This is a genomic window from Psychromonas antarctica (genome assembly GCF_022267535.1).
GTDB lineage: Bacteria > Pseudomonadota > Gammaproteobacteria > Enterobacterales > Psychromonadaceae > Psychromonas > Psychromonas antarctica.
On record NZ_JAHNZV010000019.1, the window covers coordinates 1 to 19,695 of the forward strand.

Sequence of the window (19,695 nt, forward strand, 5' to 3'; positions counted from 1 at the left end):
TGCTCAAATGCAGTAATAACGCTACTAAGTTGCTCTGGATTTGACATAATTAAGTCCTGATGGATGAGTTACCCGTATTAAATCAGAACAAAAAATGGAAGTTGAGCTACGCTGCCGTAAGCTCACGTTGCTCGGGGAAATCCGCAGGTAGGTTTTCCTGTTGATAGTTAGCCAAGGCTAATAGATTGTCAAAGACCGGATCAAACTCCACAAACCAGCTTTTAAACAACGCCTGCGCCATTTGTTCAAGGGTTTGGTTGGTTTGGCGGTTGAGTTCGATTTTATCATCTATTGCTGCACCAATATTTGCTATTTCATCTTCAACTTTCACAGAAAATCGTGGGATATCCAAACTATTGATAACTTTTAGGCTTAAGGTTTTTTGTGTTGAACCACCAACCAAACTCTCTATTTGGTTTTTAACAAAAGAAGAGTTTATTGCTAAATATAAATATCTAGGATTAATTTTAGGAACAATTGCAGATGTGTTTTGCCCTAAACAAAAATTAGTATCTTCAACTAAAGCCGTTATGCCATAACTTCCAACCCTTGTTATTATTATATCGCCTTTTCTTGGACGATAACGCTTTGAGAATTCATCAAAAACCACTTCATCTACTTTAAAAGTTTTACCAAGGTTAATATTTCCATATTTAACATCCGTAACTCTTACCATTGACTTACCAGAGGTAGCGTATTGTGGGGTTTTATGAAGCGAATCAATAACATCAGCAATATCACATAATTTATCACTCCCCATACCCCAACGCCTCCAAATTTTTGCGAATCGCTTGGTCCAATACTTCGGCTTGGCTCATTTGGCTATACAGGGTTTGGCTTAACTCGCTCATCTTGGTTTCAAAAAGAATGCCATCATCTTCAATTTCTGCTGCACCAACATAACGACCGGGCGTTAATACATAATCGTTGGCTTTGATATCGGCGAGTGTAGCGGATTTGCAGTAGCCGGCGATGTCTTGGTAGGTGGAGGTTGTAGCTTCGTCTGCATTGTTCAGCTCCTCTGCATTACCACGCGGAGCGTGGGAACGAGGATGCGCGTTGTTTACAACATCTTCACCACGCCAAACATGATAGGTTGCGGTAATTTCTGCGATATCATCGTGGGTTAATTCTTTAAGCGTACGGTTAACCATCGAGCCCATTTCTCGGGCATCAATAAATAGGGTTTCACCTTGACGATCGCGGCGCTTAAGCATGCCTTTTTCATGGCTATTTTCTCCGCCGCAGGCGCTCTTCTTGTCTTTACTGATAAACCATAAACACACGGGAATTTGTGTGGTGTAGAAAAGCTGTCCCGGCAAAGCGATCATACAATCAACTAAATCGTTCTCGATGATCTTCTGGCGAATATCGCCCTCGCCACTGGTATTAGAGGACATTGAACCATTCGCCAACACAAAACCGGCGCTGCCATGTTCGCTAAGCTTGGAGATCATATGCATGATCCACGCGTAGTTGGCATTACCCGTTGGCGGTGTGGGATAGCCCGCCCAACGCGGATCATCAACTAATTCGTTATCTGCGCGCCATTGCTTTTGGTTGAAAGGCGGGTTCGCCATAATGTAATCAGCTTTTAAATCAGGATGCTGATCTTTAAAGAAACTATCGCCAGCCACATCGCCTAAGTTACCGTTAATACCACGGATCGCTAGGTTCATTTTCGCTAGTTTATAGGTAGTATTGGTATATTCCTGCCCATAAATAGAGATATTTTTCTGGCTACCGTGATGGCTGTTAATAAACTTCACCGATTGCACAAACATACCGCCGCTTCCGCAACAGGGATCGTATATTTTCCCCTTGTACGGCTCAATCATATCGGCAATCAGGTTAACAATGGACTTTGGCGTGTAGAACTCGCCACCGCCTTTGCCCTCTGTCGCAGCAAACTTACCCAAGAAATATTCATACACACGCCCAACCAGATCTTCTTCGCTTTTCTCATCTTTCTTAGCGATAGTGTCAATATTATTGATGGTATCGATTAATGCAGAAAGCTTACTGGTATCGAGCCCCAAACGAGAAAAATAGTTATCCGGCAATGCGCCTGCAAGAGACTTATTACTCTTTTCAACACTGTGCAGCGCACTGTCGATTTTAACTGCGACATCATCTTGCTTGGCATTGACTTGAATAAACGACCAACGTGCTTCTTCTGGTAGATAAAACACATTTTCCATAGTGTAAAAGTCCACCATATCGATATATTCAACGCCATGCTCCGCTTCAATTTCAGCTTTGCGCACTTCAAATTTATCACTGATAAATTTCAAGAAGATAAGACTTAATACAATGTGTTTATATTCAGAGGATTCAACACTGCCACGTAGCTTATTGGCGCTGTCCCATAATGCTTCTTCGAAACCAACCTGTGATTTTTTTGTTGTTGTTTTTTTAGCGGGTGATTTTGCCATTATTATTTACCTAAGCCATTGTGAAAAAGAGATTTTACGCTTTAATGATGTCAATGATACCGAACTCTTCACAAGTGTTTCAGTTTTAAATCGACTGGTTTAGTAAATATTGCCCATTGTGTGTTAGCAATAACAATAGGCATTACCACGCGGAGCGTGGGAACGAGGAGAAATCGACTGGTTTAGTAAATATTGCCCATTATGTGTTAGCAATAACAATAGGCATTACCACGCGGAGCGTGGGAACGAGGAGATGCGCTGCGAGGGAACGAGGAGAGGAAGGAGAAAGGGATAAAAAATAGCGATAATATAAAAATATTACCGCCATTTAGTATGTTTTATTACGCTTCTACACTAGCGTTCACTTTTGCCGTTATTCTACCGTAACCGCTTTTGCTAGGTTGCGTGGTTGATCCACATCGGTGCCCTTAATTAAGGCGATATGGTAAGCCAATAATTGCATTGGCACGGTGTAGAAGATTGGTGCAATTATTTCATCTACGTGCGGTAAGGTAATAATTTTCATACCGTCACAAGCCTCAAAACCGGCTGTTTCATCAGCAAAAACATAAAGCTGCCCATCACGTGCACGCACTTCTTCGATATTTGATTTAAGTTTTTCCAGTAAATCATTAGTGGGTGCAACAACGACGACGGGCATATCGGCATCAATCAAGGCTAATGGACCATGTTTTAATTCACCGGCGGCATAAGCTTCTGCATGAATATAAGAGATCTCTTTTACTTTCAGCGCGGCTTCCATTGCGATCGGGTAAAACTCCCCACGTCCTAAAAACAAGGTGTGATGTTTATCAGCGAAATCGGTAGCAAGTTCTTTAATGGGTTTATCAAAAGCCAAGGCTTTTTCAATTTGTGCTGGAAGTGAATGTAATGCTTGAACAATTTTCGCTTCTTTAGCACTGTCAATTACCCCTTTTTCTTTACCCAAGGCTGTTACCATCATTAACATCGCGGCCAATTGCGTAGTAAATGCTTTGGTTGATGCGACACCTATTTCAGTCCCCGCGCGTGTCATAAAGGCAAGGTCTGATTCACGTACCAATGATGAGCCAGACACATTACAAATAGTCATTGCTGACATATACCCTTTTTGCTTCGCTAAACGCAGTGCTGCGAGTGTGTCAGCCGTTTCACCAGATTGTGACAGGGTCAGTAATAAACTATTTGGACGCACTACAAAATCACGGTAACGGAACTCTGATGCAATCTCTACATCACAACTTACACCCGCCAAGGCTTCAAACCAGTAACGCGCAGCCATACCGGAATTGTATGACGTACCACAAGCAATAATTTGCACATGTTCAACTTTACTTAAAATCTCTTTTGCACCATTACCAATGCCTTCAACCAGCACTCTGTCTTTGCTAATACGCCCTTCCATTACACTAATCAAAGCGGCTGGCTGTTCAAAAATTTCTTTTTGCATAAAATGACGATATTTACCTTTATCACCGGCATCATGTTCAACTGTTGATTCAATCACTTCACGTTCAACCGGTGCACCCGCAGCGTCAAAGATATTGACATCACGACGAGTAATTTCAGCAACATCTCCCTCTTCAAGATACATAAAACGGCGGGTTACACTTAATAGTGCCAGTTGATCCGATGCGAGGAAGTTTTCACCAATGCCTAAACCAATCACAATCGGGCTACCTGAACGAGCTACCACAATACGCTCAGGATCACGACGATCCAGCACAACCGTGCCGTAAGCACCTTCGAGTTGAAGTGCTGTTTTTTGCAGTGCTTCTACTAAGTTTGTTGAAGTACGACGTTCCCATTCAACTAAATGCGCAATAACTTCGGTATCGGTTTGTGATACAAACTGATAACCGCGTGCTTGCAGCATTGCCCGTAGCGCAACATGGTTTTCAATAATACCGTTATGAACAACAGAAATATCACCTGAAACATGCGGGTGAGCATTGACTTCAGAAGGTTCGCCGTGGGTGGCCCAGCGTGTATGCGCAATGCCCGTTCCGCCGATCACTTTCTGCTGAGCAACAGCTCCAGCTAATTCGTTAACCTTGCCTAAACGGCGCACACGTGTTAGCTTCTTATCACTGTCAACAACAGAAATACCCGCTGAATCATAACCACGATATTCTAAACGGCGTAACCCTTCGACTAAAATTTCAGCCACATCTCTTTGCGCAACAGCGCCAACGATTCCACACATAGCAACTCCTAAATAGTTAAATAAATATTAATTTGAATAAGGGATCAGCATAACCTGAACACCTTGATTAGTTATTTTCTCTGCGTCATGCGCAGATAATCTGTCATCACTTATCAGTACCGATATTTGCTGCCAAGGCAGTTCTAAATTAGGGATTCGTCGTCCAAATTTATCGGCATCCACCATCACGATCACCTCACGTGACACCTCGGCCATCACTCTGCTTAATCCTGTCAATTCATTAAAGGTTGTGGTACCACGTTCCAAATCAATACCATCCGCACCGATAAACAGTTGATCAAAATCATAGGAACGTAACACTTGTTCGGCTACCAGCCCTTGAAAAGATTCCGAGTGCGGATCCCAAGTCCCCCCTGTCATTAATAAGGTCGGCTCATTCTCTAATTCATGGATAGCATTGGCCAATTGCAGTGAGTTGGTCATCACCAGTATGCCATTTTTATCATTCAACTCGCGAATAATGCCGGACGTAGTGCTGCCGCTATCGATAATGATGCGGTTATGATCGCGGATCAGTTGCGCGGCGGCTTTAGCAATATTTTGCTTATTACGAGAGATATTGTCAGATGGTGTTTGTATTAACTCCTGAGGCACACAAATAGCTCCCCCATAACGACGCAGCAAGAGGCCATTTTTTTCCAATGCGGTTAAATCTTTGCGAATAGTGACTTCCGAGGTTTCAAAACGACTCGCCAGTTGATCAACACTCACTTCTCCCAACTCATTTAATAAGCTGAGTATAGTATGGCGACGTTGCTGGCTGTTTCGTTTTTGCATGAATGCTTCACTTATGTTTCGATCGAAACCTAAGTGTAGGCAATGATCGAAACAAAAGCAAAACTTTTGTTGTTCTATTCAGCCTAATTTACGGATGAGGCGCATTTGTTTTAAAGCATAAATGCATAACGATAATGCGATAGCGTTTGTTGCGACTTGTGCTATTCAAGATTGCGATGGTAGCCAGCAGCGAGCAATAATGCTGGCGACAGTGATCTCTGTTTATTATGTTAGCTCTATTTAGTTATAAAGCTTAGGTGCGTGACTTACGCACATCAATATATACTTTTAGTTTCTGCCCAGGTTGAATATATTTTTGTTTATGAAGTTGATTCCAACGTATCAAATCTGTCGCACTGACATTAAATTGTGATGCGATCTCGCCCAGAGAATCTCCGCGCCTTACTTTATAAATAACGCTGCGAACGACTTGTTTTTTGCGCTGCGTATTTACTGTTCTCCAAATTGTTAACTGTTGCCCTAAGCGCAGCGTCTGTTTGGTCGTCATGCGGTTCCATTTTGCAATATCTTTCGCTGTCACCTTATAACGGCGACTGATATCCCAAAGCGTGTCACCTTCGACGATCGTATGTTGAATCTGACGTTTACTTTTTGCATCTTCCGCTTGAGAACGCTCAAAGCGCTGTGCTTGACTGTATAGCTCACCTTGCTGAGACTTACTAGCGATTGGAATTAAGAGCGGCTGACCAATTTTGATCAAGGAGCCATCAATATCATTGATCTGTTTTAACACATTGGTTGTGGTGCCATTTTTCTTAGCGATCACACTTAAACTGTCACCGGTTCGCACTTTGTAACGTGCCCAGCGAATACGTTGGTTTTTATCACTAGCACTTAATTTATGCGTAAACTGAGCCGCAATACGAGTCGGTACGAGTAACTTGTGCGGGCCCTCTGGTGAAGTGGCCCAGTGATTAAAAGCGGGATTTAGTAACTGAATTTCAGCAACAGTTAATTCTGCTAATGTGGCCGCATAAGCAAGATCAAGTTGCGACCCCGTATCAACATAACTGAGCACTTGTTTATTGGCAATAAATGGAAGCTCAACACCATATTTTTCGTGGTTGCGTAAAATATCCACTAGAGCTAATAGTTTAGGCACATAGTCTTGTGTTTCTTTGGGCAGGGATAGATTCCAGTAATCAGTGGGTTTATTGTTCTTTATATTTTTTCGCTGCGCATTGCGCACTCGGCCTTCACCGGAGTTATAAGCGGCAAAAGCATGCAGCCAATCATCCCCTAAATATTTCTGCAATATTTCCATGTAGCGAAGCGCAGCATCAGTGGAAGCGTAAATATCACGCCGGCCGTCATACCACCAGTCTTGCTTTAGACCAAATCGTTGTCCGGTTACGGGCATAAATTGCCACAATCCTGAAGCACTACTTTGTGAATAAGCGAAGGGGTCAAAGGTACTCTCGACGACAGGTAGTAACGCTAATTCAAGCGGTAACTTTTTTGCCTCTATCTGCTCAATAATCAGATATAAAAATGGCTGTGCACGTTTTGAAACTTGTTTTAAATAATTAGGATGGCTTAAATAGTATGCGCGTTGCTTAGCAATACGTGCATTTTCTGGCACTTCAAACTCGAAGCCTTCGGCTAGCTTTAACCATAGATTATCATAACCCACAAAAGGGGGGAGATCTTCAATCGTAACGCTCTCTTCGACCAAAATAGCCAGCCCCTCATCGCTCTCTTGAAGCTCTTCATCAGGCAGTATCTCATTTTCTGTTGGCTCGATAATCGACGCATTAACTTCTTCAACAACTTCAGTATTTGTTGTTGTTTGACAAGCACTTAACAATAACAATAACAATAACGATAAAAATAGTTTCATAAAAAGGGCCACTTACCAGTAAGTAAGTGGCGCATTCTAGCCTAAAAAACCATAACATTCATTAGAAGAGATCTTTATACTGACGTAGCGCAGTAAAACAAGCTAATGGCGAACTTAATTGCATGGCTAACTGTTTTTGTAGCGCATTAACAAGAGACGAGTGGTGGCAACGTAAAAAAGGATTAATCATTTTTTCTAAGCCCATAGTTGTAGGGATAGTTGCTAAGCCTTGCTGGCGTTTTTTGCTAACCTGTTGGATATATTTTAATAGCGGTTCATTTTTAGGTTCAAGATGAAATGCAAAAATAAGGTTATTCTGTGTGTATTCATGTGCGCAATACACTTGCGTATCATCCGCTAATAACGCCAATCGAGACAATGCTTTAAACATCTGTTCAGGTGAACCTTCAAAAACACGACCACAGCCACCAGAGAAAAGCGTATCACCACAAAAAATTTCGGACTCATTGTAATAAGCCAGATGATCCAAGGTATGCCCGGGTAGTTCCATTACATTCAATGAATAACGTCCGTCAAAAAAGCTTAACACTTGCCCTTCGTTAACCAATACACTCTGCGCAAATAGCTTATTTTTGCTGTACACAGCTATCTCCTGTGTTGCATGAGCTAATAATGGCTCAACGCCATTAACATGATCATAATGATGGTGGGTTAAGATTATCGCATCGAGTATTAGCTGTTGTGCAGATAATACCTGTAAAACCGGGTCTGCATCGCCCGGATCTACAACTATGCAATGGTTGCTTTGACTATCTTTAATAAGCCAAATATAGTTATCAGAAAATGACTTGATTGTTAAAATATGAACCATAATTGATTTGCACCTATTTAATTTGGAGTTTGTCTAAAAATGAAGACAGCAAAAACGACGCGTATTCTAACTCCAATTGAAGATTGGCAACAATTGCCTAATGGCAAAATACTGCATAAACAAACCCAACTAAGAGTCAACCAGCACCTCCCTCTGTGCTTCGGCTATCACCTATTAAAGCTGGGGAAGCTAAGCTGCCAGCTAGATACTTCACACAGCAAAATTCGTCATCAGATCAACTGTGCAGGCAGTGGTAAAAAGATTGATTTGCTGGCTAATATTCAGCAATTGCCCTTACAAGACTCTTCCATAGACCTTTGCATTTTGGCCCATGAATTAGATTTTTCAAGCGATCCTCACCAACTATTACGAGAAGTTGAGCGTGTTTTAACACTCGATGGTACTTTGATTATCAGCGGATACAACCCCATTAGTATTTTTGGATTACGATCTATCTTGAAATCCAAAGATTCAAAGACAGCACGCCTATTTTTGCTCAATAGAATACTCGACTGGTTACATTTATTGGGCTTTGAAATCCAACATAAACAACATTTTGATTTTATGTCTTGTGAATTTAATAGCTTATTTTCATCCTATGTTGAAAAGATAGGGCAACGTTATGCCCCTTATTTTTGCAGCGCTTATATTATTGTAGCTAAAAAACACAGCTCGCCGATCACGCCAATCAAATCACCTTTTCAATTTAAAAAGCAACGACTAACAGGACAAGGCGTCGTCGCCCGACAGCATTATCCATCATAACCGGTATCCGCTTGGGTTGGCTTCGATTCTGCAGCTTGTCGCGCCAAGTCATCGCAGCGTTCATTTTCGGGATGCCCAGAGTGCCCTTTCACCCAATGCCAAGTGATTTTATGCTTTTCTTGCGCAGCATCCAATGCTTTCCATAAATCTACATTTTTAACGGGCGCTTTGGCCGCTGTCTTCCAACCGCGTTTCTTCCAATTATGGATCCACTGCGTGATCCCTTGACGAACATATTGGCTATCGGTAGTCAGATCGATTTCACAGGTTTCCGTTAAGGTTTCTAACCCTTTGATACAAGCCAACATCTCCATTCGATTATTGGTTGTTCGCAAATACCCATCAGCTAATTCTCGACGATGGTTGTTATAGATTAGCACCGCGCCATAACCCCCAGGGCCTGGATTCCCAAGACAAGAGCCGTCTGTAAAAAGTTGGATTTTTTTCATTATGAGACCAAATTAATTAATTTTGTATTTATATGCCCATCTTACTTCGGATCTAGGCGCATGGGTTTAGGTTTGCTAAACTGAATTCTTCACGAACTATAAATAGAGATTAAGATGAACACAAGCAAAGTAATTCGGCAAGTCGTATTAGATACGGAAACCACCGGGATGAACAGAGATGGTGCGGTTTATCTCGGTCATCGGATTATTGAAATTGGCTGTGTTGAAATCATTAATAGACGATTAACTGGACGCCACTACCATGTTTATATCAACCCGGATCGAGAAGTTGATCCTGAAGCGGTCACGGTGCATGGTTTAACCGACCAATTTTTACAAGATAAACCCGCCTTTAGTGAGATAGCCGATGAATTTATAGAATTCATTAAAGGTGCAGATCTGGTTATCCATAATGCGCCCTTTGATGTCGGTTTTATGGATCAAGAGTTTCGTTTTTTAAATAAAAAGACACAAAATACTGAAGAAATATCCACAGTTACCGATACCTTAGTGATGGCGAAAAAGCTATTCCCAGGAAAACGTAATAATCTCGATGTGCTATCTGATCGTTATGGCATTGATAACAAGCACCGCATACTGCATGGCGCATTACTCGATGCTGAGATATTAGCAGATGTTTATCTGTTAATGACTGGAGGACAAGCTAAACTCAATCTTTCTAGCTCAGAAAAGGGGGAAAACAGTATGGGACGACAACTTCGCCAATCACACTCGCCATTAACGATCATTCGCGCAACGAATGCAGAAAATGAAACGCATCAAAAGCGTCTCGATATTGTTGAAAAATCGGGGAGTTGCCTGTGGCGACAACAATGAGGGAAATAATTTCGTGCTTTTTACTTTGTATTATTACATCGGCCTCTTTAGCGCATACTATTTATGCACAAAATGATATTCCTTTGTTAGATAACCGAGTTCGAATTGATCCCTACACAGAGCAAGTCACTTTTATTCTCAATCACGCCAGTGGATCACAACTTGTGGTACTTGTCCGTCCTGACGGCAGCAAACTTTATGCAGAAAGACACCCCGATACGGTCGGCTGGGTAAGCAGTAAAACAGCAGACATTATTACCATTGATAAACCGATGGCTGGCCCTTGGCAAGCGGTCGCGCAATTAGATGGTGATAACCGCATTAAATTAATCAGCAATGTCGAATTAAAAACCGATAGATTGCCCTTAAAATTGTACTCACAAGAATATATCACCACCAATGCTTCGCTTTATTACGATAATCAATTAATGACCGAACAAGCTTATTTGGACAATGCGAAATTATCAGTGCGATTAATAAAAGGAGCGGACAAGCAACTGACCCTATACCAAGACGATGGCAAAGGTTATGACGCCCTACCATTCGATGGCAAATTAACCGCACATGTTTATATTGATCTCCCCCCTGGACGTTACTTACTCAATATTCGCACTAAGAATGATATTTTTATCCGTAATATTAATAAAGACGTGGTTGTTTTTCCTACCCCGATAAGCTATCAACTGCATACAATTGAAGATGGTAGCAAGGAAATGGTGTTTGAGTTTAAGATAGATAGCGATGAAATCATGCCAGACTCGGTAACTATTGATGGCGTGATTAAAGATAGCAATAATAAAGTCATTGAGCAGTTAATCGCGCACAGCGCAGGCAATCTATCCATAGAGAATAAGTTCACTACTAATAAAACACTGGCTTATGGTGTGTTCTCCCTGTCTGGTAAAGCCTTTGCGACCACACTGTCAGGAAGAGAGATTGAATTACAACTGCCCAAACAGCAATTTGAGTTACTGCCACTCTTTATTATGCATGAAGTGATAGCCAGTGAGCCTAAAATTGAGACTATCGCCCTACCAATATGGAAAAAAATCTGGTTTATAGGCACAGTTAGCGCTATCTGTTTCTTTATTCTCTTAGCGATTATTTTGCTCGTTCGCCGTAAAAGGAAAAGAAACGGCGACTTATTGCTATCAGAATTAAAACTCGATGAACTATCCCCTACACCAATCGATATTAAAGAGGGTAATAAGTAGGCAATTACACAACGTATTTAAACGACTTAAAATTATAAAATCTTGCATTTCCAAGTTATTTGCATAGAAAGTAGGCATTTGTGAAAGTTAACGGCTAATATTGCTGTTTTTTTCTTTTTGCTTATTGACTCAGCAAATGCAACTACGTATTATCGGCGCCTCAACAAACGCAGTGCAATGCACTACGGATTGATGCTAATTGGAGTGGTAGTTCAGTTGGTTAGAATACCGGCCTGTCACGCCGGGGGTCGCGGGTTCGAGTCCCGTCCACTCCGCCAATATCATACGCAAGTATGAATAGGCGTTAGTTAGCACAAATGTTGAATCTGATAATTATCACGTGGAGTGGTAGTTCAGTTGGTTAGAATACCGGCCTGTCACGCCGGGGGTCGCGGGTTCGAGTCCCGTCCACTCCGCCAACATTATTGTTAAACATTAATTTGTTTAGCTTTAACGAATAATTATCAAAAAGCTTGAACTGTAATACACTCGTGGAGTAGTAGCTCAGTTGGTTAGGCTTTGGCTTAACACAGTCGGCCTGTCACGCCGAGTTCGAATTTTTGCTCGAATAAATAGTGATGATTGATACTGTAATACACTCGTGGAGTGGTAGTTCAGTTGGTTAGAATACCGGCCTGTCACGCCGGGGGTCGCGGGTTCGAGTCCCGTCCACTCCGCCAACAGTATTTACGTATCAAGAAAATTTATGTGTAACCAACACATAAAGTGAAGAAAGCTGTAGCACACTCGTGGAGTGGTAGTTCAGTTGGTTAGAATACCGGCCTGTCACGCCGGGGGTCGCGGGTTCGAGTCCCGTCCACTCCGCCAACTTCATATTTATATGAATGAACGAGATGTACAACAGTCAATCTATAATGTGAGTTATAGAAAAATAAGAGATTTTCGCGGAGTGGTAGTTCAGTTGGTTAGAATACCGGCCTGTCACGCCGGGGGTCGCGGGTTCGAGTCCCGTCCACTCCGCCAATTTCCTTTATATATCAGCAGTTACTTCAGTAAAAAGCCTCCATTTATCAACAAAAATTTTTATACTACAATAATTTATTTGCATATATAAAAGAAATTATTATTGAATGACTATATCCCCTCTCTATGCTCTTAAATCAGTTACACAAGCTGTTCTTGGTTTTTTCTAGTATGATAGGTGAACTTACACTAATCTCTCTGGAGACGTGGGGAATGGCGCCATATTGAATTTTTATATGGGTAATAAAGTTAAAATAAAAGCACTAAATAGCACTTTTATTTTTATAAAAGATAATCTGCTTAAGAAAAGGTTAAATCATCAGAAAACGAATCTTCCATCGGCTCTAAACTTAACCCTCCATTTTTGCGCTCGTTTACTTCTGCTTGCTCCATAATACCACCATGATGCAATTTAAATTTAAGCGTAAGATTAGTTGGAGAATCCGAGTTTTTTATCGCTTCCTCTTCGCTAATCCGTCCTTCGACTGCCAAATCAAATAATGCACAATCAAAGGTCTGCATCCCTAATTGTTTAGATTTTTCCATCACGTCTTTGAGTAAACCAAACTCACCACGTTTGATCATGTCACGCACAGTTAGCGTACCCATCATCACTTCAATGGCGGCGCAACGCTTACCATCAACCGTTGGAATCAAGCGTTGTGAAATAAACGATTTTAAGTTATTACCTAAATCACTCAGCAATTGCGGGCGGCGCTCTTCGGGAAAGAAGTTAATAATACGGTCTAATGCTTGGTTGGCATTATTTGCATGTAATGTTGAAATGGCTAAGTGTCCAGTTTCAGCAAATGCTAACGCATGCTCCATGGTTTCTCTATCACGAATTTCACCAATCAAAATAACATCAGGAGCTTGACGGAGGGTGTTTTTTAACGCCGCATGAAAGCTGCGCGTATCAACACCCACTTCACGTTGGTTAATAATACTTTTTTTATGTTTATGAACAAATTCAACGGGATCTTCAATAGTAATAATATGTCCTGATGCATTTTCATTACGGTGATCAATTAACGCCGCAAGTGATGTCGATTTACCCGAACCCGTCGCACCAATAAAAAGCACTAAACCGCGCTTAGCCATAATCACATCTTTTAGTATTTCCGGCAGCCTTAGCTCGGAAAATTTCGGTATTTCTATTTTTATATTTCGGGCAACAAGCGACACTTCATTACGCTGTTTAAAAATATTGACTCGGAAACGTCCCACATTTGAAATAGAAATAGCCAGATTCATCTCCAGCTCCTGCTCGAATACTGTTTTTTGCTCGCTATCCATAATGGCATCAGCAATCAGCGCCACTTCACCAGGCTGCAACAGGGTTTCGGAAAGTGGTTTCAAAACGCCTTGAAATTTAGCTGAAGGTGCAGCCCCGGTTGATAAATATAGATCAGAGCCATCTTTGCTCGACAAAATGTTGAGCATCTCTTCAAATTCCATTTTTTACTCCTAAATTAAACATCTACGCATTTTATTAACGGCGAGAGTCAGTGATAAATAATGCCAAATCCAACAATTCTCTATTTATTTAATTAATGGAATGAGTCTAAGAATAGCATGGAATCGATTAGGTGATTTGCGCAAATAAATTGACGCAAGCCACATTTATAAAATGGAGATTTGTATTTTTAGCTGGGGGGTCAGTGGTCAATCAAACATTGACCACTTTTAAAACACAAGACAAGATAGATCTGTTTACTCGCCCCAAGAATCACGCAATGCAACAGTACGGTTAAAAACCAAGTGTTGTGCAGTTGAGTCTTTGCTATCGGCACAAAAATAACCTTCTCGCTCAAATTGATACGCTTTTTCAACCTGGTTATCTGCAAGGCTTATTTCTACAACACCTTGTTTTACGATAAGGGAGTCAGAATTCAACACCTCGTGAATATTCTCTACAGCAGCTGGATTTTCAACTAAAAATAAGCGTTCATAAATTCTAAATTCAGCCGGTTTATTGGTTTTTGCATCAACCCAATGAATAACACCCTTTACCTTACGACCATCACTTGGATTTTTACCTAATGTTTCGGGGTCGTATGAGCAATGAATTTCGGTGATAGTACCCGCTTCATCTTTAATCACAGTTTCGGCTTTTATCACATAGGCATTACGTAAACGAACCTCTTTACCAAGTACTAAACGTTTATATTTTTTATTAGCCTCTTCTCTGAAATCGGCTCTATCAATAAACAGTTCTGCTGAAAAAGGTACGCTTCTAGTGCCCATGCTTTCATCTTTAGGATGCGCAGGTGCGATTAGCTGTTCAGTTTTGGCATTTTCATAGTTAGTGATAATAACTTTAACCGGGTCGATCACCGCCATCGCACGTGGCGCATTGCTTTCAAGGTTTTCACGCACACAAGCTTCAAGAGAAGCAAGTTCGACCGTGTTTTCTTGCTTGGTCACGCCAATACGTTTACAGAACTCACGTATTGCAGCTGCTGGATAACCACGACGACGCATACCTGAGATGGTCGGCATACGGGGATCATTCCACCCCGACACAAGATTATCATTCACCAGCGCATTTAACTTACGTTTAGAGGTTAATGTGTATTGTAAATTGAGACGTGAGAACTCGATTTGACGCGGTTTACACGCAACACTAATGTTAGCCAGTACCCAATCGTAAAGCGGACGGTGATCTTCAAATTCAAGGGTACACAAACTATGGGTAATACCTTCAAGCGCATCAGAAATACAATGCGTGAAGTCATACATAGGATAAATACACCACTTGTCGCCTGTCTGATGGTGGTGAGCAAAACGAATACGATAAATAACCGGATCGCGCATCTTCATATTCGCTGAAGCCATATCAATTTTTGCGCGTAACATCATAGAGCCTTCGGCAAACTCCCCCGCTCGCATGCGAGTGAATAGATCTAAACTTTCTTGGATTGGTCGGTTACGGAATGGGCTATCTTTACCGGGCGAGGTTAATGTGCCGCGGTATTCTCGTGTTTGCTCTGCATTAAGTTCACAAACGTAAGCTTTATCCTGCTCAATTAACTCAATCGCATAAGCATAAAGCTGTTCAAAATAATCAGAAGAATAGTGAATATCACCCGCCCATTGAAAACCTAACCAGCGCACATCTGCTTCAATGGCTGCAACGTAGTTTGCATCTTCTTTGACTGGATTGGTATCATCAAAACGCAAATTACAAAGTGCATTAGGGTAATCTTCAGCAATGCCAAAATTCAAACAGATAGATTTAGCATGACCGATATGCAAATAGCCATTTGGCTCGGGAGGAAAGCGTGTCTGTATCGTCTGATGTTTACCCGTCTGAAGATCATTATCAATAATATTACGAATAAAATTGCTTGGGCCTGTTTCCACCTGAGTCATTGCTTACCTCTGAATTATATAAATCTAAAAAATAGGAACAATCATCGTATATTATCAGCAGAAGCTCAAGCTAAATAACATGAAAACAGCAAAGGGAGTGTGTTGTTCGAAGAGGATTTATTGCAGCACGTCTTCGTGCTGCAAGTAAAGCTATAATATGGTTACTTATCAAGCAAAATAGCCCCCCCTATTACCGCAATCAATAGAAAAGCCTTATTTTGCTACTTAACCTCAGTTCTGGATAATGGAAGCGAAATTAGATTAAATATCAAAAAGTTAAAAAACATATTATACAGTGCTGTTAGTTTTGCGTAGTTCAAGGCGAATCATCGCAGCAATAACTGGTTATTGCTGCGATGATTTAACGCAGAAATACGCGTAAATAACGGTACTGTATCGTTTAGCTTATCCAGAATTGAGGTTACTTATACGTTATTTGACAACCCACTGTCCCGCTGCATTTTGGATATATTGTCCAGCAGGGGTTTTTTGAATCGTTTTGGCACCCGCCAAAATAGAGACTTGCTCTAATGTCATACCATTTTTTTCCGCAATCTGCTTATATTGGACTAAGCGCTTGCTGTTAATATCTTTGACTAATTCAGCGACTGCTGGCGACGCTTCAACTACGCCTAACAAACCATTAGTTTGTTCACCAACGACCCCTTGGTCTTTAGCATCCGATAAATCTAATGCAAAAGCAGAAAAACTGAGCATAAGGGTAAAGATTAAAAATATTTTTTTCATGTTGTCTCCTAGGTTTCCATTATGAATTAAAAGAGGCCACTATCTTGATCAAAGAGGTCATCTAACTCTTTATCGATTTTCACTCTAATTTCATGATCAATTTTAACATTTAAATTAATTGTAATAGGCTCATTGGGTACAGCAAGCTCTATTCGGGGTGTACATGCCGCGACCATAAAACATAACGCCAATAATATACTCATTTTATTAATCACTAATACCTCTCCTTTATCTGCTCTAATAATTGTTCATCAAAGCGTAGACTTTTAAGTAATTTCAAAATATTTTCTTGATGTGAATAGTTAAAATTAATCGGATGGATCCCACTAATATTGGGACTTATTCCTTTTATTTTTATTTTTAAATTAGCGTCACCTTCTGGAGTATAACCGATATCTCCTTGCAAAGTATCAAACTGGAAATTAGAAAGTAGTTGTAATGTATAGGCAAGCGCTGGATTTCCTTTACCCATCGCTTCAATAACCGTATTCTCTGGTACTTTAATATACCCACCAGGGGGGCGAGCAAAAACCACTCCGGCTTTAATACTAGCACCCTGATCACTAAGATAAAGAGGCAAAGCACCATCCATAATCGCACTACTTTGTATTTCAGGGTATGCACTATATCGAATCACTTCACTTAAACTGATCGCTGATATATTAATAACTGTTTGGCTCGGTGGTGTTAATTTCAAATCATCGACGTCAATTCGTCCGTCTAATAATCGCGCTTTGAGATGATCAATCACTGGTTTAAAAGCATTAAGCCGACCATCAAACTGAAGTGCCTGAATAGGTATCCCTATAAATAAATTTTCTATTTTCAACTGTTGCTGATCTTGATTGATCGTTATTCGACCTTTTTCAAACCGATAGTCCAGTTCACTATTTCCCGTAATACCATCAAATAGCACATTATTATATTCACCTGCGAGCTTATCTATAATCAAAGTGCTTTTTAATTGACCGCTATTATTGCTTGAATCATATAACACAGCCAATTGCAGATTAATATTACCAGCCTCTACCTGCAGAGGCTCCAGTATTGGTAGGTAAGACTGTAAGGAACTGACTAAGGTTTGTGCCGATAGAGGTGAACTCGGGATCGTCAATTTTATTATTTTACCTGCAGATACAATGGAGCCTGTTAGTATTTGCTCTAAAGAAGATAAACGCCAGTCAAGCGAAAACGCTAGAGGCCTCCCTTTCGCCGTCACAGTTAACAGAACCGCCGGCAGTTTTTGTGTATCTACGCGAATACGTTGTGCCTTACCTCGCAAAACCTTTGTTTGTAACGCACTATTGCCAATATGCAACGTTAAGGGCAACGAACTTATTTCCATTGTTGCTAAGTTAATTATCGCAGGTTGAACTAATTTAAGTCTGACACTATTCGTTTTCCAATGTTGCTGTGCAGATATTTTATAAGTGATATTTTGTAAATCACCCGCCAACTGATTTAACTTTAGCTGATTTTTTAATAGATCAATCTCTCCCTCAGCGCTCATCTTACCTTGCTCTGTTAAGTCGCCTAAGACACCTTGCCAATTTATACTAAAAACACCTTTCCACCACGCATTTAAGTCGCTGGCATAATGCAAAGAAAGATCCTCCGCAGTATTATTTTTCAATTCAATAGGCAGATCGATAAGATGTGCTATTTTTGCCAAAGAGAAGGCACTTTCTAGCATAAATGATTTATCTGACAGCTTTATAGTAAGCTTGGCGTTAACCCCCTCACTTTTCAGTGTAAACATAAGTGCTTGCTGGGTTTTCTTTATTAATAAACTAGATATAAATTTATTTTTAATAAAAGCAGAAGTCAGGGTAAGTGATTTTATAGTAATGGTGGTGTCTGGAAGACGAGGCGAAAAATCAAATAACGCATTAAATTGTGAGCCGATCTGTTTATTTTTTATAACTGAAGATAAGTTGTTTTCAACCGGATTTTCGAGTGTTTGCACTTTTCCGCAATTAAAATCCCAATTTATCGCTGCAATATCAACTTTAACCTGGTTTTCTTTTTTATTAACTTGAATATTGGTAATCTGGTTTTGTGGGCAATTTAGGTTGGGTTGCAGCAATTTGATATTGGAAGTTAAAACAGGAAGCCAAGCCAGTAAAGATTTGTCTGGCAATTGGGCTGCTGCAACAGTGACGCTGTTCAGCAGCATTAAACAGCTCGCTAAGATAACCAGATAGCGGTTTAATTTGCCGAGTAGGTTTACTTTACCCACTCAATAATGCCATCCAATTTTTTGCCATCTTCACTGACAATTAACCACTTAATATGTTTTTCACGCATAATCTCTTCTGCTTCCGCTAAGCGTGCATTAGGCGTAATAAAACAAGGAGATCCATTCATAAGTTCACTGGCAGAACAAGCATTAATACTTTTCCCAGAAATCAAAAATCGGCGTACGTCACCGTCGGTGATAACACCTTGAAGTTCGTCATTTTTCATCACCAAAGCTAGCCCAGTACGCGTTTCGGTCATCACCATTAATGCATCCGTTAATGATGTCTCCAGCTGTACTAAGGGTAGATTATTACTGCGCATCTCATTTTTCACAAAAGTGAGTAAACGCTTACCTAAACTTCCGCCTGGATGGAAGCGCGCAAAATCCATCGGACTAAAGTTATTATCTCGGGTTAGCGTTGAAGCGAGCGCATCACCGATGACTAAGGCTAAAGTTGTCGACGTGGTCGGCGCTAAATTATTTGGGCAGGTTTCTTTTTCGACACTGGCATCTAAAACGACATCTGAGTGTTGTGCCAGCGTAGAGTTTCGTCCACCGGTTATGGAGATTATTTTATTACCAAAGTGCTGAATTGATGGGATGATTTTTAAGAGTTCATCGGTTTCACCACTGTAAGAGATGAGCAGCAGCAGATCATCTTTGGTGATCATGCCTAAATCGCCATGGAAAGCTTCGCCCGGATGCATAAAAAAAGAGGGCGTGCCGAGTGAAGCGAGTGATGCTGATATTTTTCTACCTATGTGCCCCGATTTCCCCATTCCGCAGACAATCACCCGCCCAGTGCAGTTTTTCATTAACGCTAAGGCTTGCAGGTACTCATCACCAAGTTGTTTACTGTGAGAAACGATAGCTGCACTTTGCACTTCAAACACCGTGCGTACTTCTTTGATTAATTGCTCAGAAGATAATGAAAACGGGGTCATAAAAGT

Annotated in this window: 16 protein-coding genes and 5 tRNA genes; 8 read left to right on the forward strand and 13 right to left on the reverse strand. The window is 40.9% G+C overall.

Annotated elements, in window-relative coordinates:
- Positions 1-106 precede the first annotated feature (106 nt).
- The 6 genes from KSO91_RS06960 to gloB form a co-directional block, all read right to left on the reverse strand.
- Positions 107-760: a restriction endonuclease subunit S gene (locus KSO91_RS06960; protein WP_238742242.1), complete on the reverse strand. Its 654-nt coding sequence runs from the start codon at positions 758-760 to the stop codon at positions 107-109.
- Positions 750-2,435, reverse strand: a complete 1,686-nt coding sequence (locus tag KSO91_RS06965) for a type I restriction-modification system subunit M (protein ID WP_238742243.1) — start codon at positions 2,433-2,435, stop codon at positions 750-752. Before KSO91_RS06965 ends, KSO91_RS06960 begins: the two co-directional genes overlap by 11 nt.
- A 373-nt stretch (positions 2,436-2,808) precedes the next feature.
- Entirely contained in the window at positions 2,809-4,641 is a 1,833-nt protein-coding gene (gene glmS / locus KSO91_RS06970; RefSeq protein WP_238742244.1) for a glutamine--fructose-6-phosphate transaminase (isomerizing), read from the reverse strand.
- Positions 4,642-4,668: 27 nt separating this feature from the next.
- A complete protein-coding gene (locus tag KSO91_RS06975; RefSeq protein ID WP_238742245.1) occupies positions 4,669-5,439 on the reverse strand; it encodes a DeoR/GlpR family DNA-binding transcription regulator in 771 nt (256 codons plus the stop codon).
- 253 nt (positions 5,440-5,692) lie between these two features.
- Positions 5,693-7,300 carry a lytic transglycosylase gene (locus KSO91_RS06980; protein WP_238742246.1) on the reverse strand — a complete coding sequence of 536 codons (1,608 nt, stop codon included), beginning with the start codon at positions 7,298-7,300 and terminating at the stop codon, positions 5,693-5,695.
- A 61-nt stretch (positions 7,301-7,361) separates the two neighbouring features.
- The gene (gene gloB, locus KSO91_RS06985; RefSeq protein WP_238742247.1) at positions 7,362-8,132 is read right to left on the reverse strand and encodes a hydroxyacylglutathione hydrolase; all 771 of its coding nucleotides are present in this window, start codon (positions 8,130-8,132) and stop codon (positions 7,362-7,364) included.
- A 39-nt stretch (positions 8,133-8,171) separates the two neighbouring features.
- Between gloB and KSO91_RS06990 the strand changes: the two genes are divergently transcribed.
- On the forward strand, positions 8,172-8,897 hold the full coding sequence (locus KSO91_RS06990) for a class I SAM-dependent methyltransferase (RefSeq protein WP_238742248.1): 726 nt from the start codon (positions 8,172-8,174) through the stop codon (positions 8,895-8,897).
- On the opposite strand, the gene rnhA is transcribed toward KSO91_RS06990, so the two are convergent.
- Positions 8,885-9,346 (reverse strand): ribonuclease HI, encoded by a 462-nt coding sequence (rnhA, locus tag KSO91_RS06995; protein WP_238742249.1) that lies wholly within the window; start codon positions 9,344-9,346, stop codon positions 8,885-8,887. The two genes, KSO91_RS06990 and rnhA, sit on opposite strands and share 13 nt — an antisense overlap.
- 114 nt (positions 9,347-9,460) lie before the next feature.
- Here rnhA and dnaQ point away from each other — a divergent pair, with 114 nt between their 5' ends.
- The 7 genes from dnaQ to KSO91_RS07030 all read left to right on the forward strand — a co-directional run bounded on the left by dnaQ (position 9,461) and on the right by KSO91_RS07030 (position 12,381).
- Positions 9,461-10,183, forward strand: a complete 723-nt coding sequence (gene dnaQ / locus KSO91_RS07000) for a DNA polymerase III subunit epsilon (RefSeq protein WP_238742250.1) — start codon at positions 9,461-9,463, stop codon at positions 10,181-10,183.
- Positions 10,180-11,397, forward strand: a complete 1,218-nt coding sequence (locus KSO91_RS07005; RefSeq protein ID WP_238742251.1) for a hypothetical protein — start codon at positions 10,180-10,182, stop codon at positions 11,395-11,397. Before dnaQ ends, KSO91_RS07005 begins: the two co-directional genes overlap by 4 nt.
- Before the next feature lie 201 nt (positions 11,398-11,598).
- Positions 11,599-11,675 (forward strand) — tRNA-Asp (locus KSO91_RS07010).
- Positions 11,676-11,739: 64 nt separating this feature from the next.
- Positions 11,740-11,816, forward strand: a tRNA-Asp gene (locus tag KSO91_RS07015).
- A gap of 184 nt (positions 11,817-12,000) precedes the next feature.
- Positions 12,001-12,077: transfer RNA gene (locus KSO91_RS07020), tRNA-Asp, on the forward strand.
- Positions 12,078-12,148: 71 nt separating this feature from the next.
- Positions 12,149-12,225: transfer RNA gene (locus KSO91_RS07025), tRNA-Asp, on the forward strand.
- A gap of 79 nt (positions 12,226-12,304) precedes the next feature.
- Positions 12,305-12,381, forward strand: a tRNA-Asp gene (locus KSO91_RS07030).
- Positions 12,382-12,681: 300 nt separating this feature from the next.
- On the opposite strand, the gene KSO91_RS07035 is transcribed toward KSO91_RS07030, so the two are convergent.
- The 6 genes from KSO91_RS07035 to KSO91_RS07060 form a co-directional block, all read right to left on the reverse strand.
- Entirely contained in the window at positions 12,682-13,839 is a 1,158-nt protein-coding gene (locus KSO91_RS07035; protein WP_238742252.1) for a PilT/PilU family type 4a pilus ATPase, read from the reverse strand.
- Positions 13,840-14,094: 255 nt separating this feature from the next.
- Positions 14,095-15,756 carry a glutamine--tRNA ligase gene (gene glnS, locus KSO91_RS07040; RefSeq protein WP_238742253.1) on the reverse strand — a complete coding sequence of 554 codons (1,662 nt, stop codon included), beginning with the start codon at positions 15,754-15,756 and terminating at the stop codon, positions 14,095-14,097.
- 432 nt (positions 15,757-16,188) lie between these two features.
- Positions 16,189-16,503, reverse strand: coding sequence for a YdbL family probable chaperone protein (locus KSO91_RS07045; protein ID WP_238742254.1), 315 nt, complete (start codon positions 16,501-16,503; stop codon positions 16,189-16,191).
- A 26-nt stretch (positions 16,504-16,529) separates the two neighbouring features.
- Positions 16,530-16,706 carry a YnbE family lipoprotein gene (locus KSO91_RS07050; protein ID WP_238742293.1) on the reverse strand — a complete coding sequence of 59 codons (177 nt, stop codon included), beginning with the start codon at positions 16,704-16,706 and terminating at the stop codon, positions 16,530-16,532.
- An 11-nt stretch (positions 16,707-16,717) separates the two neighbouring features.
- Positions 16,718-18,742, reverse strand: a complete 2,025-nt coding sequence (locus KSO91_RS17755; RefSeq protein WP_238742255.1) for an intermembrane phospholipid transport YdbH family protein — start codon at positions 18,740-18,742, stop codon at positions 16,718-16,720.
- Positions 18,730-19,689: a KpsF/GutQ family sugar-phosphate isomerase gene (locus KSO91_RS07060; protein ID WP_238742256.1), complete on the reverse strand. Its 960-nt coding sequence runs from the start codon at positions 19,687-19,689 to the stop codon at positions 18,730-18,732. The genes KSO91_RS17755 and KSO91_RS07060 overlap by 13 nt, the downstream gene beginning before the upstream one ends.
- Between the last annotated feature and the right edge of the window lie 6 nt (positions 19,690-19,695).